General features: G+C 69.0%; 16 protein-coding genes and 1 other RNA gene. 6 read left to right on the top strand and 11 right to left on the bottom strand.

Annotated elements, in window-relative coordinates; all coding sequences use genetic code 11:
* Positions 1-4 precede the first annotated feature (4 nt).
* Entirely contained in the window at positions 5-1,267 is a 1,263-nt protein-coding gene (locus HHUB_RS00340; protein ID WP_059055159.1) for a dihydroorotase, read from the bottom strand.
* Positions 1,268-1,510: 243 nt separating this feature from the next.
* Positions 1,511-2,179 carry a lipoate--protein ligase family protein gene (locus tag HHUB_RS00345; RefSeq protein WP_059055160.1) on the bottom strand — a complete coding sequence of 223 codons (669 nt, stop codon included), beginning with the start codon at positions 2,177-2,179 and terminating at the stop codon, positions 1,511-1,513.
* 51 nt (positions 2,180-2,230) lie between these two features.
* Between HHUB_RS00345 and HHUB_RS00350 the strand changes: the two genes are divergently transcribed.
* Together HHUB_RS00350 and HHUB_RS00355 are read left to right on the top strand one after the other, a co-directional pair.
* Entirely contained in the window at positions 2,231-3,055 is an 825-nt protein-coding gene (locus tag HHUB_RS00350) for a hypothetical protein (RefSeq protein WP_059055162.1), read from the top strand.
* 59 nt (positions 3,056-3,114) lie between these two features.
* Positions 3,115-3,552: a phosphate-starvation-inducible PsiE family protein gene (locus HHUB_RS00355; protein ID WP_059055164.1), complete on the top strand. Its 438-nt coding sequence runs from the start codon at positions 3,115-3,117 to the stop codon at positions 3,550-3,552.
* Between the two features lie 3 nt (positions 3,553-3,555).
* On the opposite strand, the gene HHUB_RS00360 is transcribed toward HHUB_RS00355, so the two are convergent.
* On the bottom strand, positions 3,556-4,128 hold the full coding sequence (locus HHUB_RS00360) for a cysteine hydrolase family protein (RefSeq protein ID WP_059055166.1): 573 nt from the start codon (positions 4,126-4,128) through the stop codon (positions 3,556-3,558).
* A 99-nt stretch (positions 4,129-4,227) separates the two neighbouring features.
* On the opposite strand from HHUB_RS00360, the gene HHUB_RS00365 reads away from it, so the two are divergent.
* Together HHUB_RS00365 and HHUB_RS00370 are read left to right on the top strand one after the other, a co-directional pair.
* On the top strand, positions 4,228-5,658 hold the full coding sequence (locus tag HHUB_RS00365; protein ID WP_059055167.1) for an Hvo_1808 family surface protein: 1,431 nt from the start codon (positions 4,228-4,230) through the stop codon (positions 5,656-5,658).
* 67 nt (positions 5,659-5,725) lie between these two features.
* Positions 5,726-6,880 (top strand): nicotinate phosphoribosyltransferase, encoded by a 1,155-nt coding sequence (locus HHUB_RS00370; RefSeq protein ID WP_059055169.1) that lies wholly within the window; start codon positions 5,726-5,728, stop codon positions 6,878-6,880.
* Between the two features lie 10 nt (positions 6,881-6,890).
* Here HHUB_RS00370 and HHUB_RS00375 read toward each other — a convergent pair whose 3' ends face one another.
* A complete protein-coding gene (locus HHUB_RS00375; RefSeq protein WP_059055171.1) occupies positions 6,891-7,526 on the bottom strand; it encodes a TIGR00296 family protein in 636 nt (211 codons plus the stop codon).
* 258 nt (positions 7,527-7,784) lie between these two features.
* On the opposite strand from HHUB_RS00375, the gene rnpB reads away from it, so the two are divergent.
* Positions 7,785-8,214, top strand: an RNA gene (gene rnpB / locus HHUB_RS13200) — RNase P RNA component.
* Between the two features lie 219 nt (positions 8,215-8,433).
* Here the strand turns inward: rnpB and HHUB_RS00380 are convergent.
* From HHUB_RS00380 to HHUB_RS00395, 4 genes are all read right to left on the bottom strand, one after another.
* Positions 8,434-8,673, bottom strand: a complete 240-nt coding sequence (locus HHUB_RS00380; RefSeq protein ID WP_059055174.1) for a hypothetical protein — start codon at positions 8,671-8,673, stop codon at positions 8,434-8,436.
* Positions 8,674-8,830: 157 nt separating this feature from the next.
* A complete protein-coding gene (locus tag HHUB_RS00385; RefSeq protein ID WP_059055176.1) occupies positions 8,831-9,934 on the bottom strand; it encodes an aminopeptidase in 1,104 nt (367 codons plus the stop codon).
* A 57-nt stretch (positions 9,935-9,991) separates the two neighbouring features.
* The gene (locus HHUB_RS00390) at positions 9,992-10,408 is read right to left on the bottom strand and encodes a CBS domain-containing protein (protein ID WP_059055178.1); all 417 of its coding nucleotides are present in this window, start codon (positions 10,406-10,408) and stop codon (positions 9,992-9,994) included.
* Positions 10,409-10,451: 43 nt separating this feature from the next.
* Positions 10,452-13,091 carry a valine--tRNA ligase gene (locus HHUB_RS00395; RefSeq protein ID WP_059055180.1) on the bottom strand — a complete coding sequence of 880 codons (2,640 nt, stop codon included), beginning with the start codon at positions 13,089-13,091 and terminating at the stop codon, positions 10,452-10,454.
* Positions 13,092-13,322: 231 nt separating this feature from the next.
* Here HHUB_RS00395 and HHUB_RS00400 point away from each other — a divergent pair, with 231 nt between their 5' ends.
* The gene (locus HHUB_RS00400; protein ID WP_059055181.1) at positions 13,323-14,471 is read left to right on the top strand and encodes an ABC transporter substrate-binding protein; all 1,149 of its coding nucleotides are present in this window, start codon (positions 13,323-13,325) and stop codon (positions 14,469-14,471) included.
* Positions 14,472-14,519: 48 nt separating this feature from the next.
* Here HHUB_RS00400 and HHUB_RS00405 read toward each other — a convergent pair whose 3' ends face one another.
* The 3 genes from HHUB_RS00405 to HHUB_RS00415 form a co-directional block, all read right to left on the bottom strand.
* The gene (locus tag HHUB_RS00405) at positions 14,520-15,641 is read right to left on the bottom strand and encodes a FecCD family ABC transporter permease (RefSeq protein WP_059055183.1); all 1,122 of its coding nucleotides are present in this window, start codon (positions 15,639-15,641) and stop codon (positions 14,520-14,522) included.
* A 156-nt stretch (positions 15,642-15,797) separates the two neighbouring features.
* Entirely contained in the window at positions 15,798-16,643 is an 846-nt protein-coding gene (locus HHUB_RS00410; protein WP_082687129.1) for an ABC transporter ATP-binding protein, read from the bottom strand.
* 75 nt (positions 16,644-16,718) lie between these two features.
* Positions 16,719-16,973, bottom strand: coding sequence for a hypothetical protein (locus HHUB_RS00415; RefSeq protein ID WP_059055185.1), 255 nt, complete (start codon positions 16,971-16,973; stop codon positions 16,719-16,721).
* Positions 16,974-17,010: the final 37 nt, after the last annotated feature.

Below are 17,010 nucleotides of genomic sequence, written 5' to 3' on the forward strand. Positions count from 1 at the left end.
GCGACTACGCGCGGACGTTCTCGCCGCCGTGGTCGGCGAACGCCTCGCCGTCCCAGACGACCGTCCCGCGCACCAGCGTCAACTCCGGGAACACGCCCGCCATCCCCTCGAACGGCGTCCACCCGCAGTTCGAGTGGAGGTCGTCGCCGCGGATTTCCCGGGATTCCTCGGGGTCAACGAGCACGAGGTCGGCGTCCCGTCCCGCCTCGATGCGGCCCTTCCGCGGCAGGTCGAAAATCTCGGCGGGATTGGCGGCCGTCACGTCCCGCACGCGCTCGAAGCTCAGGCGTCCCTCGCTGGCGGCCTGCAGCAGCAGCGGCAGCGCCGTCTCGACGCCCGGTACGCCCGAGGGCGCGTCCCAGATGCTCGCGTCCTTCTCCTCGCGCGTGTGGGGCGCGTGGTCGGTCGCCACCACGTCCACCTCGCCGTCCGCGAGCCGCTCGAACAGCGCCTCGCGGCGCGCCTCGCTGCGCAGCGGCGGGTTCATCCGCCCGAACGTCCCGAGGTCGTCGAGCTCCTCGCGCGAGAGGAAGAGGTGGTGGGGCGTCACCTCGCAGGTCGCGCCGCCCGCGCGCGCCGCGTCCACGCCCTCCGGCGTGGACGTGTGCGCGACGTGAACCGTCGCGCCGACGTTCCCGCCGACGCCGACCGCGCGTTCGACGGCCGCCTCCTCGGCCTCGGCCGTGCGGTACGCGCTCCACGCGTCCGCGTCGTCGCGCTCCCGGGCCGACTCGTCGAACAGCTCCGCGTCCTCGGCGTGGACCGTCACGACCACGTCCTCCTCTGCGGCCCGGCGACAGGCGTCCGCGAACAACTCGGCGTCGATGCCCATGTCGCCCGTCGAGTCCGCCAGGAACACCTCCCCGAGCGCGAACAGCGGCCGGTCGAACAGCGTCTCGCGCTCCCACTCGGCGGTGACGCCGCCGTTGATACCCCAGTCCACGAGCGAGTCGGCCGCGTACTCGGCCTTCTCGTCGAACGCCGCCCCCGTCACCGTCGGCGGCTCCGTGTTCGGCTGGTCCACGACGGTCGTGACCCCGCCCGCCGCCGCGCTCCGCGACCCCGTCGCCCACGTCTCCTTGTGCCCGTACCCCGGCTGGCGGAAGTGCACGTGTGCGTCAATCATCCCCGGGAGCAAGCGCTTCCCCGTGGCGTCCACCAGCGTCTCCCCGTCGAGGTCCTCGCCCACCGCGTCGATGCGGCCGTCCGTGATGCGGACGTCCCGCTCCAGTCCGTCGGGGAGCGTCGCGTTCCGGATTACTCGCATACTGTGAGTGTGAACGGCCGGCGCGTAAGTCCTCCGGACGCGACTAGATCTTCTGTACGTTCCCGCCGATGTCTATTAGAAAGCCCTCGGCACGGTCGCCTCCCGCGGCTCGCTGCGCGCTTCGCTCGTTCGCGTCGCTCACTCGCTGCAGTGCTTACGTCGCCGGGGTTCGGCGACCGCGCCTCGCCCTTTCAATCCGCCAGGGGGCCGGCTGTGTAATCGCTGGTACTGTGGCCGAAGTCCCTAAAGCCGTTCTACGTCGATGTCTGCATCGCCGACGAGCGCGGCCTCCAGTTCGTCTCTGACGCGTTCCGCCTCGCCGCCTGCGGCCGCGACGCTCCCCACCGATTTCGGGTCGAACGGCACCCCCAGTTTCGGGTAGACGGCCGCGAGCGCGTCGGCGATTTCGTCGCGGTCGTCCACGACGAGCACGCCCGACGTGAGCGCGGCGTCCTTCTTCACGCGCTGGGCGATGCCCGCGAGCTTCCCGTCCGCGGAGACGGAGTGGTCGCCCGGGCAGAACGACTCCGGTGGTTCGCCCTCCTCGGCGTCCACGCCGACCGCCGCGAGCGCGTCGAGTACGTCCGCGACCATCGCGTCGTAGCGCTCTTGGAGGCCCGTGCGGACGCCCTCGACCGGCGTGATTCGCGCGAACGCCAGCGTCGAGTCGGTGTACGCGACCGCGCGACCGCCGACGCCGCGCTCGACCGGCCGAAAGCCGTGCTCGCGGGCGGCGGCCCGAGCCGCCTCGTAGCCGTCGCTGTTGGCGTCCCGGCGGCCGAACGCGAGCTGACGGCCCGGCGCCCACACGCGAACCGCCGACTCGCGATTCTCGGCGACGGAGTCGAGGAGGTCGCGGGTCGCCGCGCGGTCGGCGTCCCGGTCCTCGGCTCGCCCGCGGAGCACGCGCATACCCGCCACTTCGACCGACGGCGGTAAATCCTCACGGTCCGACTGGCGGGTATGGTCACGCTGGACGGCGACGTGCTCGCGCGCTACCCGCGGGCGTCCCTCTACAACTCGCCGTACCCCGCCCACGACGCCGGCTGTGCGGTGGACTTGTACCCCGACGACGCCGCGGGCCGCGCCCCGAGCCCCATCGCAGGCGACGTCGTGGAGACGCGGACCGTCCGCTGTCCGTCGAAGCCGTACGCCGCCGACCACGACCACCTCATCGTTGTCGACACGGGCGACTACCTCGCACGCGTCCTCCACGTCGCACCCGCCGTCGAATCTGGGGATACTGTCGCAGTCGGGGACGACCTCGGGCGGCTGGTGCGTTCGGGCTTCTTCGCGCCGTGGGTCGACAACCACGTCCACCTCGGGTTCCGCGAGCGCGACGCCGACCCGGTGCGCGCCTCGGGGTCGCTCTCGCTGACCCTCGGCGCTCCAGTCGAAGCCGTCCCGTGGGACGGCACGGGCGAGGTCGTCGAAACCGGGGAGACGTACGCGCTGCTTGACGCGCCCAAGCACCCCGCGCCGGGCGACGCGCTCGCGGGCATCGCTACCGACGACGGCCGCGTACTCGACGGCGGATTCCCGCACTACGATGGCGGCGGCGTCTTCGGACCGAGCGGCATCGACGATTCGGTTTCGTTCCTCGGGACGCACGCTGGTGGCGTCGCGGACGACCGCACCGTCGCGTGGCGAGACGTCACCGTGACTGCGAACGACAAGCCGATTCGCGGGCTCTCGCTGTGGTTCGGCACCGACCGCCTCGGCGTCAAACTGGTCGCGCCCGGCCACGACTTCGTGGTCGGTGACAGCGTCGCTGTTTCGGTCGAGTAGCGCGCTCGCCGCCGAGTCCCGCCCACGCGCTTAATAGCGCCCCGGCTGTACCCCGTCGCATGGACGTCGACGACCACGTACGAATCACCGAGCGGCTCATCCAGTCGGTCGAAATCGTCGCCGCGTACGTGCTCGTCCTCCTGTTCGCCGTCGGCGTCTTCGACCTCGGGCTGACCATCTTCGACCTCGTGCGCACGGGCGCCATCACGCAGACCAGCGAGGTCATCGCGCTCATCGACACCGTCCTCCTGCTGTTCATCATCGTGGAAATCTACCAGACGGTCGTCGCGTACACCCGCGAGGAGAGCGTCGTCCGCATCGTCATCATCACCGGCATCATCGCGGTCACCCGACGGGTCATCAGCTTCCACCCCGACGACCACGCCGCACAGGAAGCGCTGCTGACGTCCGCCGGGTTCGCAATCCTGCTCGCCGTGCTCGTCGGCGCGCTCTACATCGTCCGGAAGACCCCAACCGAATCCGGCAGCCTCCACTGACCGCTACGCGAACGCCACGCCGTCGCGGTCGACGACCTCCCCGAACAGCCAGTCGGCGTGGTCGAGGGCGTACTCGCGGTGCTCCTCCTCGATGTAGCCGATGGCGTCCTCGACGAGCACCGGCCGGTAGTCCCGCAGGCCCGCGCTCCCCGCGGTGTGGAGCACGCAGACGTTCGCCAGCGTCCCGCAGACCAGCAGGTCGTCGATGCCGTGCGCGTCGAGGTGGCCGTCGAGGCCGGTCTGGTAGAACGCGTCGTAGGTGTGTTTCTCCACGACGTAGTCGTCGTCGCGGATGTCGAGGCGGTCGTGCAGTTGGGCGTCCCACGTCCCCTCGACGACGTGCTCGCCCCAGCGCTCGAACTCGTCGTAGTAGTGGGTGTCCTCGAACTGCTCGGGCGGGTGGACGTCCCGCGTGTAGACGACGCTCGCGCCCGCCTCCCGCGCCCGGGCGACGAGCGAGGTGACGGGGTCGATAACGTCCTCGCTGGCGGGCGCGTACAGGCTCCCCTCGGGGTGGCAGAAGCCGTTCTGCACGTCCACGACGACGACAGCGGTGCGTTCGGCGTCGAACTCCATGCGCGAGGGCTCGACGCCGAGCCACTAAGCCGTTCGGTCCGACTACGGGCGGTGTGACTGTGCGTAGCGTTTTACCCCGTCCGGTCCGAACGGCGTGTAATGACACGCCGCATTCTCGCCGTGGCGTTCGTCGCGCTGGTCGTGCTCGCGGGCTGTCAGTCCCCCGCGGTGACTGGCGGCGACCCCGCGGAGACCACGACTGCGCCCGCGACGAGCGACTTCGACTACGCCGACCCCGCCGGCGACGCGCTCGGCTGGGAGGGCGGCTACTGGCACAACGAGTCCCTCCCGGTCACTGTCGGTGACGGCCTCAACGAGACCGAACGCGAGATGGTCGTCAACCGCTCGATGGCGCGTGTCGAGCAGCTCCGCGGCATCGAGTTCCAGAAGCCGGTGTCCGTGGACGTCATCTCGCGGTCGACGTACCGCGAGGAGTACGCCGGCTCCGGGAACGCCAGCGACGCCATGGAGACGTTCGACAACGTGAAATTCGAGGCGCTGTTCCTCGTCGGCGAGCAAAACGACTCGCTTGCCGTCCAGGACTCCAACCGCGGGTCGAACGTCCTCGGGTTCTACACGCCCCGCGACGACCGCATCGTCGTCATCTCCGAGTCCGAGACGCCGACCATCGACGAGAACACGCTCGGCCACGAGCTGATGCACGCCCTGCAGTTCCGGAACTTCAACGCGAACTTCTCGTCGGCGACCCGCGACCAGTCGAACGCCCACAACGGCCTCATCGAGGGCGAAGCGAGCTTCCTCGACAGCCAGTACAGCGAGCGTTGCGGCGTCGAGTGGGAGTGCGCGACGCCCGAGGCGTCCGGCGGCGGTGGCGGTAGTAGTGACATTCACCGCGGCATTTACACTATGTCGTACTTCCCGTACAGCGCGGGGTCGGCGTTCGTCGAGCACGTTCACGACGCCGGCGGCTGGGACGCGGTCGTGGACGTCTACGACGACCCGCCGGCGTCCTCCGAGCAGGTCGCCCAGCCCGAGAAGTACGGGAGCGACCAGCCCACGGACGTCTCGCTTCCCGACCGCTCCAGCGACGACTGGGAGCGCGTGACGCCGGGCGGCCGCGCGCCCTACGGCGAGGTCGGCGTCGGCGGCCTCACCGCGATGTTCGGCTACACGTACTACGAGCAGAATCGCCATCCACAGAGCGCCGTGTTGAACCCCCTAGACTTCGACGCGAACGGCAACATTGACCTGTCCTCGCCGTTCGACTACGCCACCCAGCCCGTCGCGGGCTGGGACGGCGAGCAGCTCTGGGTGTACGAGAACGGCGACGACACCGCGTACACGTGGCGGCTCGCGTTCGACTCCAGCGGTGACGCCCGCGAGTTCGCGCAGACGTACCGCCAGCTCCTCCAGTACTGGGGGGCCCAAGAGCGCTCGGACGGCGTCTGGCGCATCCCCGAGAACGAGAGCGAGTTCGCGGACGCGTTCCGCGTCACGCGCTCCGGGGACGAGGTCACCATCGTGAACGCGCCGACGCCCGACGACCTCGGGGACGTCCACTCGCGGTAGGGAGGCGAGGCTTTTTCGCCGGGGCGAGTGTACCCGAGGGCATGCAGGCTACTCGCCGGGTGGTCGCGTGAGCTTCGACGTCGTCCCGCCCGAGGCCATCGAGAGCGGGCGCGCGACCGACGCGTACTTCGAGCGCACCGAGACGACCCTGGAGTTCGCCGGGAAGAACCCCCGCGTGGTCGCGGAGGTCACCGCCGACCAGTTCCCGACCGGGGAGTTCGAACTGCTCGCGGGCGTCAAGGACGCCGCCCACCTCCTCGAAGGCCTCCCCATCGACGTGGACGCGATGCCGGAGGGGTCGCTGTTCGACGGCGGTCCCGTCCTCCGCATCGAGGGCGACTACCGCGACTTCGCGCGCTACGAGACCTCCCTACTGGGCTTTCTCTCGCACGCCTCCGGCGTCGCGACCGCCGCCCTCGAAGCTCGCCGCGCCGCACCGGACTCCCAAGTGCTGAGCTTCGGCGCGCGCCACGTCCACCCCTCGATTGCGGCGATGGTCGAGCGCTCCGCGCTCGTCGGCGGCCTCGACGGCTTCTCCCACCTCGCCGCCGGCGACGTCATCGGCCGCGAGGCCGGCGGGACGATGCCCCACGCCCTCCTCATCTGCTTCGGGCGCGGCAACCAGGAGGCGGCGTGGCGCGCGTACGACGACGCGGTCGACGAGTCCGTGCCGCGGGTCGCGCTCTGTGACACGTACAGCGACGAGAAAGACGAAGTCCTGCGCGCCATCGACGAACTCGGCGACGACCTCGACAGCGTCCGCCTCGACACCACGGGGTCGCGGCGCGGCGACTTCCGGCACATCGTCCGCGAGATTCGCTGGGAGCTGGACGCCCGCGACCGCCGGGACGTCGACATCTTCCTCAGCGGGGGCCTCGGCCCGACGGAACTCCGCAATCTCCGCGACGTCGCGGACGGCTTCGGCGTCGGGAGTCACGTCTCGAACGCCGACCCCGTAGACTTCGCGCTCGACATCGTCGAAGTCGAGGGCGAGCCCGCGGCCAAGCGCGGGAAGCTCTCCGGGAAGAAAGACGTCTACCGCACGCGCGACGGCGGCCACCACGTCGGCCTCGCCGCCCGGCCCGGCCCGACGGACGGCACGTCGCTGCTTGACCCGCTGATTCGGGACGGCGAACTCGTCCGAACCTTCAGCATCGAGGACGCCGCCGACCGCGCGCTCGACGACGCCGAGCGTGTCGGCTTCAGGGAGCGCGCGGAGTAAGGAATCCGTTCTACGCGGTGAGCTCTTCGACGGGCTCCTCGGCGTCCTCGCCGGTCTCTCGGAAGACCTGGCCCTCGAAGAGCGTGACCATCACGTCGTCGTCCTCCCACGCGCCGTTCGGGAGGCCCGCCTTCCGGCAGGTGCGGTCGAGGTACTCGAAGACGCTCCAGTCGTTCTCGACGGGCAGCGTCGGATACATCCAGCCGTGCTGGCCGTCGCCGTCGATGGCGACGCCGTGAACGCCGAGCTCGATGTCCTCGACGGGGTCGTCCGTGAGGACGAGATTCGACACCGTGCAGACGGAGACGCGGAGGTTCGGCAGCTCCGCGGCCTCGACCTCCGAGCCACACGAGGCGTCGGAGGCGGCCTTGATGGACGCCTCGACGATGGCGTGCCCGAGCTGCTGGTCGCGGCTCCCGAGGTCGCGGGCGGACTTCTGGGCGCCCGCGCAGCCCCGGAGCCGGCCGCGGCCGTGGGTGGACTCCAGTCGAACGAACGCGCTCGTTCGGTTGTAGAAGGCATCCCGCATGCTTCCGGGCTGCTCGCGCTGGCCGTTCCGGACGAACGCCTCGACGGATTCGCGTGCTAGTTCGACTGTCCGGGCGCCGTCCTCGAAGGAAAGTACTACTGACTGGGCCTCGGCCATACGAGTTTGTATATGGCAAGGATTAACTTGAACTCTTCCCCTCACGCGCGAGGACCCCGGCGGACTTCTCATCGGCTGCGTAGGACGGCCGAATCGCGGAACGTGAGTCGGACTCGAGCGTAGTGGTTGCTTATCTTACAACGAATCTGCATAATTCCGGCGGCCACAAGGTTGAATACTGCAGGGTGGTCGTCGACGCTCGCTCCGACGGCCCGGGCAACCGAACCCCTTAACGCCGCGGCACTCCTAGAACGGGCGAGCAGAGGGAGCCTGGCTCCCGTGCCGCGAGGCATGAGGAAAGTCCCCCCACCCGTTCGGGCAGGCGGCCGGATGCAAATCCGGGACGGGAGACCGTCGGCACTGGAACAGAGACGACACGTCCCTCTCGAACCGATGAGGCGCGCGACCCGACCCGCGAGGGGAGGAAGCTAACCCGCCGAGGGAAGCGCGGCTTCGCCGCGTTACACGCGAACGGCGCAAGCCGTGAGCGAGCGTGACCGACGAACGTCGGTCACGTTACAGGTGCGCGGCGTCAGCCGCGAGCCAGACGGGAGGGGACCGATGGAACGGCTAATCCCCGCCGGTGCAAGTCCACGCGCGCAAGGTAGCCCGACACGCCCGCAAGGGGCCGCGTGGACGCTCAGCCGAATGCCAGGCCGAACAGAAGGGGGCTTACTCCCCTCCAGCTCGTACCTTTTTGCGGGGTCGCTGCGCGACCCCGCAAAAATCTACACCGGGAGAGCGAGCTCTTCCGAGCCCTGCCGTACCGCGTTCGGCAGGACGCTAAAAAGACCGCCACAGCAACCGCTACCGGCGTGGAGACATCACGATACAGAAGTCTAAGACCGCGGTAAGTCCGCCCTACGAACGGTTCACGGGCTGAAAACGCGAAAAGTAGCGCGAAGCGTTACGCGTTCTCTGCGCCGGCAATCGCCGTCAGCGGGGACGCGCCGCCGACGATGGCGCCCGCGGTCAACACCGCTGCCGCGAGTGTGACGAAGTCGTCGCCCGGACTGAGCCCGGCGAGGCTCGCGCCCGCGTCGACGATGAAGATGGTCACGAAGAAGCTGATTACCGCGAGCGCGAGCAGCAACGCGACCGCGATGACGCTGCCGACGAGTTCGCCGACGGAGTTGAGTATCGACATTGTGTCTCTCTAAACATTGACACGCCGGTGAGGGATAAACGCCGTGGCCTGCTCGCCCGTTCGAATTTCCCGAGAACCGGACCGCGTCCTCACGGCTCACTCTGTTCGCCGTTCGGCTCCTCGTGGTTCTCACTCACTCCGTTCGTTCCGGACCACGCTATCCGTCGAACCCGTCTTCCCACCGGAACGTCCCGTTGCGCTGGACGACCTCGCCGTCGACTTCCATGAACGAGTCCTCGCTGACGTCCGTAATCATGTCCACGTGGACGGCCGACTCGTTGGCCTCGTCCTCGTAGCCCTCGGGGTAGTTGGAGTCGTAGGCGCGGCCGACCGCGAGGTGGACGGTGTCGCCCATCTTCTCGTCGAAGAGGATGGAGTCGGTGAACTGGTCGATGCCGCGGTTCATCCCGATGCCGAGCTCGCCGAGGCGGCGCGCGCCCTCATCGGTGTCCAGAATCTCGCCGACGACGCTCTCGTTCTGGGCGGCGCTGTAGTCGACGACCTCGCCGTCCTCGAACGTGAGGTGGACGTCCTGCACGCGCTCGCCGCGAATCGTCATCGGGACGTCGAAGAACACCTCGCCCTCGGTGGCGTGGGGCGCGGTGAACACCTCGCCCGACGGGAGATTGTGCGAGTCGTACGCGACCGACGCCGCGGAGTTCACGGCAGTCCGGTTCTCGATTGACATCGTGAGGTCGGTGTCCTCCTTGACGAGCCGGACCTCGCTGCCCGCGTCGAGAATCTCCTTCATGTTCGCCATCTGGTCGGCCAGTTCCTCCCAGTCGCGGAGGATGGCGTCGTACGCGAACTCCCGGTACTCCTCGAAGGACATGTTCGCCTGCTGGGCGAGCGACCGCGTCGGGTGGACCGTCGACACCCAGTCCGTGTCCATCCGGGCCTCGCGGATGCCCTGCCGGGCTTTCGACTGTGCGCGGCGCGTCTCGGCGGGGATGTCCGAGCCTTCACTGGTATTGCGGCCGCCACCGATGGAGAGTACCACGTCGGCGTTCTCGTAGAGCGCGAGTTCGTACTCGGGGTTCTCGTCGAAGTCGTCCTCGTGAGCGAGCGCGTACGCCCGGCCGAGTTCGCTCGACGCGTACGTCGTGACGAGATTCGCGCCGCGCTCGCCGACCTTCTCCGCGACGGCGACTGCGAGCTCGTGGGCGTCCGGGCCGACGCTCAATACGACGTCGTCGCCCTCCTCGACGCGCGCGCTCCAGTCCACCAGCACTTCCGCGTGTTCCTCGATGCGGGGGTCCATACCCCTCTCTCGCGGACGGCGGCGAAAAAGCAGTCGGGTTCCGGACGGCGCCGGGGGTTACACCTGTGTCTCGACGAGTTCGGCGACGTCGGCCATCTCCTCGCCGAGCAACACGAGCGCGTCGTCGAGGCTCACCAGCCGGACGACGTCGCCCGCCTCGTCCACGAGCGGGAGCCGGCGGACGTCCTCCTCGCGCATCGTCTCCACGACCTCGAAGATTTCCGCGCCCTGCTCGGCCGTGACGGGGTCGGGCGTCATCACCTCGTCCACGGTCGTCTGCTCGGGGTCGATGCCGTCGCGGAGCGCGAGCGCGAGGTCGCGGTCGGTGACGATGCCCGCGAGGTCGGTCGTGTCGCCGGTGACGACGACGCTGCCGACGTCTTCGGCGTGCATCGTCTCCGCGACCTGGTCGAGGAACGCGTCCTCGGGCAGGCGCACGACGTCCTCGATTCGTGGTGCTGTCAGGTCGACCATGCTCGCGGAGTCGCCCGCGCGCCAGTAGAAGGTAGTGGCCGTCCTACTCGTAGACGAGGACGGTGCCGAAGGAGGTCTCGACGACCGCGACCTCCTCGCCGGACTGGGCGCGGTACTCCTCCTCGACAGTCAGCCAGTCGGCGTCGAGTTCGTACGTCTCTCCGTCGGCCTCGACGGTGACGGTGTCCCCGGAGTGCATCTGGGCCTGAATCTCGGCGGGGTCGGCGTCTTCGACCGCCTGCATGACCGCGCCGGCCTCGCTGCGGAACTCGGGGCCGACCTTCGAGTCGTCGGCGTCGGCCTCGACGGGGACGAGTTCGATGTCCGGGCGCCCCTCCACGAGCTTGATGGGGGCGTTGACGGTCTCGCTGAGGTCGTACGTGTCGAGGCTCGCGTCGTTGCCGGCGTCGAAGTAGAGCTCGACGCGGTCCAGCGACTCGTTCAGCGGGATGTGGTTCTCGGACTTCCACGCGCGGACTTCGCTCGCGGTCTCGGCGATGTACTCGCCGGCGACCTCGGCGTCCTCGTCGAGCATGTCGACGTCGGGCCACGTCGCGTTGTGGACGCTGCCCTCGGTTCCGGGGAGGTGGGTCCAGATTTCCTCGGTGACGTGCGGGCTGAACGGCGACAGCATCCGGACGACCGCGGTGACCGCGGTGTAGAGGGTCTTCTCGGCGGCGGCGCGCTCGCCGGGGCGGCCGTTGTACAGCCGGCCCTTGACGAGTTCGACGTAGTCGTCGGCGAGGTCCTCCCACGCGAACTCGCGGAGGCGACGGAGCGCCGCGTCGAACCGATACGCCTCCATCTCGGCTTCGACCTCGTCGGCGACGCGCGTGAGTTCCGAGAGAATCCAGCGGTCGGCGTCGCGGTACGCGGGGTCGGCGACGTCGGGCGTGTCCTCGTCGAAGTGCCCGCCCGCGAACTTCACGATGTTCCAGAGCTTCGTCAGGAAGCGGGAGGCGGACTTGACCTCCTTCCACTGGAACTGGACGTCGCTGCCGGGCTGGCCGCCGAGCGCGAGCGCCTGCCGGACGGCGTCCGCGGAGTACTCCTCGATGGCCTCGTCGGGCGCGACCACGTTCCCGCGGGACTTGGACATCTTGTTGCCGTCGTCGCCGAACACCATGCCGTTGACGAGGATGTCCTCCCAGGGCGCCTCGTCGGTGAGCGCGCCCGTCCGCAGCAGCGTGTAGAACGCCCACGTGCGGATGATGTCGTGGCCCTGCGGCCGCAGGCCGACCGGCTCGAACTCCTCGAGGTCGATGTCCTCGGGCCACCCGGAGATGTGCAGCGGCGTAATCGACGAGTCCATCCACGTGTCCATGACGTCGGTCTCGCCGCGCCAGTCGTGGCTGCCGCACTCGGGGCAGGCGCCGACGGCGGGGTCTTCCTCCGTGGGGTCCACGGGCGTCTCCGCGTCTTCCGCGATGTGCCAGTGCCCGCAGTCAGCGCACTCCCACGCGGGGATGGGCGTCGCGAACACGCGCTGGCGGGAGATGACCCAGTCCCACTCCATGCCCTCCGCCCAGTCGACGAGGCGGTCGTGCATGTGCTCGGGAATCCACTCGACGTCCTCGGCCTTCTCCAGAATCAGGTCCTGGTCGACCTCGACGAACCACTGCTCCTTGGAGAGAATCTCGATGGGCGTGTCGCAGCGCCAGCACGCGCCGACGCTCTGCTCGGTGGGCTCGCTGTCGTTGAGGTAGCCCTCGTCGTCGAGCGCGTCCGCGATTTCGGTCTTGGCCTCGTCGATGGTCAGGCCCGCGAACTCGGCGGCCTCCTCGGAGAGGTGGCCGTCCTCGGTGAACACCGACCGGAGGTCGAGGTCGTACTCGGCCCACCAGTCGACGTCCTGCTTGTCCCCGAACGTACAGATCATGACGGCGCCGGACCCGAACTCGGGGTCGACCTCGTCGTCGGCGAGCAGTTCGACCTCCTGGCCGAACAGCGGGACCTCGAACGTGTCGCCGACGCGGCCCTCGAAGCGCTCGTCCTCGGGGTCGACGGCCATCCCGACGCAGGCGGCCAGCAGCTCCGGGCGCGTGGTCGCGATTTCGATGTCGTCGTTGCCGACGCCCTCGAACGTGACGTAGTAGAGGGTGCCCTCGCGGTCGACGTTCTCGACCTCGGCGTCCGCGATGGCGGTCTCGCAGCGCGGGCACCAGTTGACGGGGTGTTCGTCGCGGTAGACCATGTCGTCGTCGGCCATCTCGACGAACGACGACTGGGTCTGCCCCCAGTACTCGGGGTCCATCGTGCGGAACTCCGCCGACCAGTCCTGGGAGAACCCCATCTCGGTCATCGTCTGCTTCATCTCGGTGATGCGGGCCTCGGTGTGCTCGACGCACATCTCCCGGAACTCCTCGCGGGAGACGTCCGTGCGGTGGATGTCGTGGTTCTCCTCGACTTTGACCTCGGTCGGGAGGCCGTGGCAGTCCCAGCCCTGCGGGAAGAGGACGGCGTCGCCCTGCAGGCGGTGGAAGCGCGCGGTGAAGTCGATGTACGACCAGCCGAGCGCGTGCCCGAGGTGGAGGTTCCCCGTGGGGTACGGCGGCGGCGTGTCGATGATGTACTCGGTGTCGGCGTCGCTGGGGTCGAACTCGTAGACGTCGGAGTCCTGCCAGTCGCTTTGCCACTCGGATTCGATGCGGTCGGGGTCGTAGCTGTCCGGAATGTTCGTCATAGCTGGGTGGGTCGTCGGCCGCGGCCGCGTGTCTGCGTGTGCGAGTCGTGACGAGAAGAGGGCTTACACACGTACTACCGCGAGCTCGACGCGCATACGTCAGCGGAGCGGTGGCGCGGCAATAAAGGTTCCCGTCCCGGGCTGTGTCGCGGCTCTGCCGCGCCCGCCCGTCTAGTTTAGGTTGGCCGAAAAACCGACGGGCTTTTATTCTTTAGGCGAACCTAAACGGGTATGCGACGACGCACGTTCATCAAGTCGGGCGGCGCGGCCACCGTCGCCGGCCTGCTCGCCGGCTGTACGAGCGGCTCGGAGACCGAGGACCCCACTTCCGAGCCGACGACCACCGAATCGAGCGCGACGACCGAGGAGCCGACGACCAGCGAAGACAGCTCCTACAGCGTCTCCATCGAGCCGATGGGCGAGGTGTCCTTCGACTCGGTGCCCGAGACGTGGGTCGCGAACAACGGCAGTTGGGCGGACATGGGCGTCGCACTCGGCCGCGAGCCGCCGGAAGCCGTCTGGCTCGCGCGCCGCTACCACACCCAGTACTACGACGAAATCGACGACATCTCCGTGGACGCCGGCGACATGACCTCGCTGTACCAGGGCGGCGTCGACAAGGAGCTGTTCTACTCGCTGGACGCCGACGTCCACGTCATCGACCCGAACTTCCTGCTGAACCGCTTCAGCGGCTGGAGCGAGGGCGACGTCGAGGAAATCAGCGACAGCGTCGCGCCGTTCTTCGGCAACAGCATCTTCTCGCGGGGCTACGGCTGGCACGAGGACTACCAGTACTACTCGCTGTACGAGGCCTTCGAGAAGCTCGCGCAGGTGTTCCAGCGCACGGAGCGCTACGAGGCCTTCGAGAGCCTCCACGAGGACTTCCAGTCCCGCGTCAGCGACGTCGTCCCCGCCGAGGGCGAGCGCCCCAGCGTCGCCATCATGTGGGCGGCCGGCGACGAGCCCACGTCCTTCTCGCCGTACCTCATCAGCGAGGGGACGAGCTTCAAGCAGTGGCGCGACCTCCAGGTCAACGACGCGCTCGCGGAGACCGACGTCCGTGACTTCCACGCCTCCCGCGCCGAGGTCGACTTCGAGACGCTGCTGGAAATCGACCCGGACGTCCTGCTGCTGCGCGGGCAGGAGGCCAAGACCGCCGAGCAGTTCCAGAACACCGTCGTCTCGTTCCTCGAAGACGACACCACCGCCAGCGACCTCACCGCCGTCCAGAACGGCGACGTCTACCGCGGCGGCCCGCTCTACCAGGGGCCGATTACGAACCTCGTGCTCACCGAGCGTGCCGCCCGGCAGGTGTACGGCGTCGAGGAGGAGCTGTTCGACCGCGACCGCGTCGCGAACATCGTCAACGGCGACTTCTGAGCGCGGTCCGACTGTTCTCTTGCGAGCCGGCGAACGGAAGACGGGACGCTACAGGTCGCCGACGTCCTGCTGGCGCCGCATCAGGTAGAGGAAGTACGGGCCGCCGAGGACGCCCGTGACGATGCCGACCGGCACTTGGCCGACGGGGAGCGCGAGCCGCGCGATGACGTCGGCGGCGACCATCAGCGCGGGGCCGGCGAACAGGCACCCGACCATCAACTGCTTGTAGTCGCTGCCGACGATGTTCCGGACGACGTGCGGGATGAGCAGGCCGACGAACCCGACGATGCCCGCGATGGCGATGCTGGCGGCGGCCGCGAGCACGGCGACGCCCGCCAGCAGGAACCGCGTGCGTTCGACGGCCATGCCGAGCGAGCGCGCGGTCTGCTCGCCGAGCGCGAGCACGTTCAGCTGGCGCGCGCTCACGAGCGAGAGCGCGACCGAGCCGAGCGCCCACGGGAGCGCGGGCCGGATGTGGCGCCACTCGACGCCGGTCAGCGACCCCGTCGTCCACGCGATGGCGCTCTGGACGACGCCGAGGTCCTCGGCGAAGTAGAACATCCCCTGCTGGAGGGACTGGAACACCGTCGAGACGATGACGCCCGCGAGCACCAGCCGCACCGGGCTCGTGCCGTTCTGCCACGCGATGACGTACACGAGCACGAACGCGCCGGCGCCGCCGAGCGCGGCGATGATGGGGAGGTAAGCGTTCAGCCCGGAGAACACGACGAGCGTAAGGAGGATGGCAAGTCCCGCGCCCGAGGAGACGCCGAGGATGTACGGACTGGCGAGCTCGTTGCGGGTGACCGCTTGGAAGATGGCGCCCGACACCGCGAGGCTCGCGCCGACGACGACGGCGGCGGCCACGCGCGGCAGCCGGATGGTCCAGACGACGACCGTGCCGGTCGCCAGTTCCGGGAGTTCGCCCTGGAAGCCCGTAATCGTCCGCATCAGGGACTCGCCGACGACGAACTTCAGCAGCCACCGCGGGTCGTAGATGACGTCGGTGTCGAACAGCGCTCTCAGCGCTTGTTCGAGGCTCATCGAGTACGAGCCGTACCGGACCTGTACGACGGCGCCGGCCGCGACGATGACGACGCTCGCGACGACGACGCCGACCAGCGAGCGGTCGATTCCGTCGCGGAGGCGTTCGGTGTCGCCTACGGACATCGCTTCCTCCGGGCGGGGCGTCGCGCGCGTGGTCGTTCGCCGGGCGGGGCCGGGTGGCGGCGAGTCGTCGTGTCCATCTACTTTAGGGTTACCTAAACGAAGCAAAAGGATTTCGTTCCGCGCTCCCGCGAGCGGCGCCGCCGGCCCGGGACACGCTCAGTCCAGCGACCCCTTCGGAATAATCTGGGGGTCGGGGGTGTAGGAGATGGCGGCGTCCACGCTGAAGACGTCCGAGAGCAGCTCCTCGGTCAGCACCTCCACGGGCGGTCCCCAGTCGTACACCTCGCCGTCTTCGAGCGCGACGAGGTAGTCCGCGCGGCGGGCCGCCTGCGCGATGTCGTGGAGGACGACGCCGACCGTGACGCCGTCCTCCTCGTTGAGCCGCTCGATGGTCTCCATCACGCGCAGCTGGTGGTGGAGGTCCAGATACGTCGTCGGCTCGTCCAGCAACAGCACGTCCGGCTCCTGCGCCAGCACCATCGCAATCCACGCCAGCTGCTTTTGCCCGCCGCTGAGCCCGCCGACCTCGCGCTCGCGGAGGTGCTCGACGCCCGCGAGGTCGATGGCCCGCTCGACGGCCGCCTCGTCCTCGTCGGTCACCGAGTCGAAGAACCCGCGGTGGGGGTAGCGGCCGTGGTAGATGAGGTCTTCGACGGTGATCGAGCCGGGGGAGGTGTTCTCCTGGGAGAGCAGGCCGAGTTCGCGCGCGAGCTCCTTCTGCCCGTACTCCTGTATCTCCTTGCCGTCGAGGACGACCGCGCCCGCCTCGCGGTCGAGGTGGTTCGACAGCGCCTTCAGCAGCGTGGACTTCCCGCTGCCGTTCGGCCCGACGAACGCGGTGATTTCGCCCTCTGGGATGTCGACGCGGTCGCAAGTCACGACCGGCTCGTCGGCGGTCGCGTACGTCACTTCGAGGTCGTCACCGAACAGCGCCGAGGGGGTGTCCTCGTCGGCCTCGCTCGCCCGTTCCGCGCGCTCGGCGGTGGTCTCTTCCAGCGACACTACCGCTCACCCCGAGAGCCAGTCCGGTCGGCGCCGACGCTTCGGTTCACGGCCGCAGTTTAGGCGTGCCTAACGTTAATCGTTTCCCCTTCGCTCGCGGTCCTCCAGCGCCGCGACCCGCTCGCGCAACGCCTCGATTTCGCGCTGTAACTCGGCGTTCGTGGGGGTTTCGCGCTCGACCCCCACACTGACGGCGGCCGCGACCAACGCCGTCAACGCCAGCGCCGCGCCGAGGACGCCCAGCCACGCCGGCACCGACACGTCCAGCGCCAGCAGGAGGGCGGCGTCGTTCACGACCACGACCGCGAGGACCACCGGGAGCGTGCGCATATTCGCGTGTCGCCGTGCGGCCGACTGAAACCTTGTG

Origin of the sequence: Halobacterium hubeiense, assembly GCF_001488575.1 — an archaeon.
GTDB classification, from domain to species: domain Archaea; phylum Halobacteriota; class Halobacteria; order Halobacteriales; family Halobacteriaceae; genus Halobacterium; species Halobacterium hubeiense.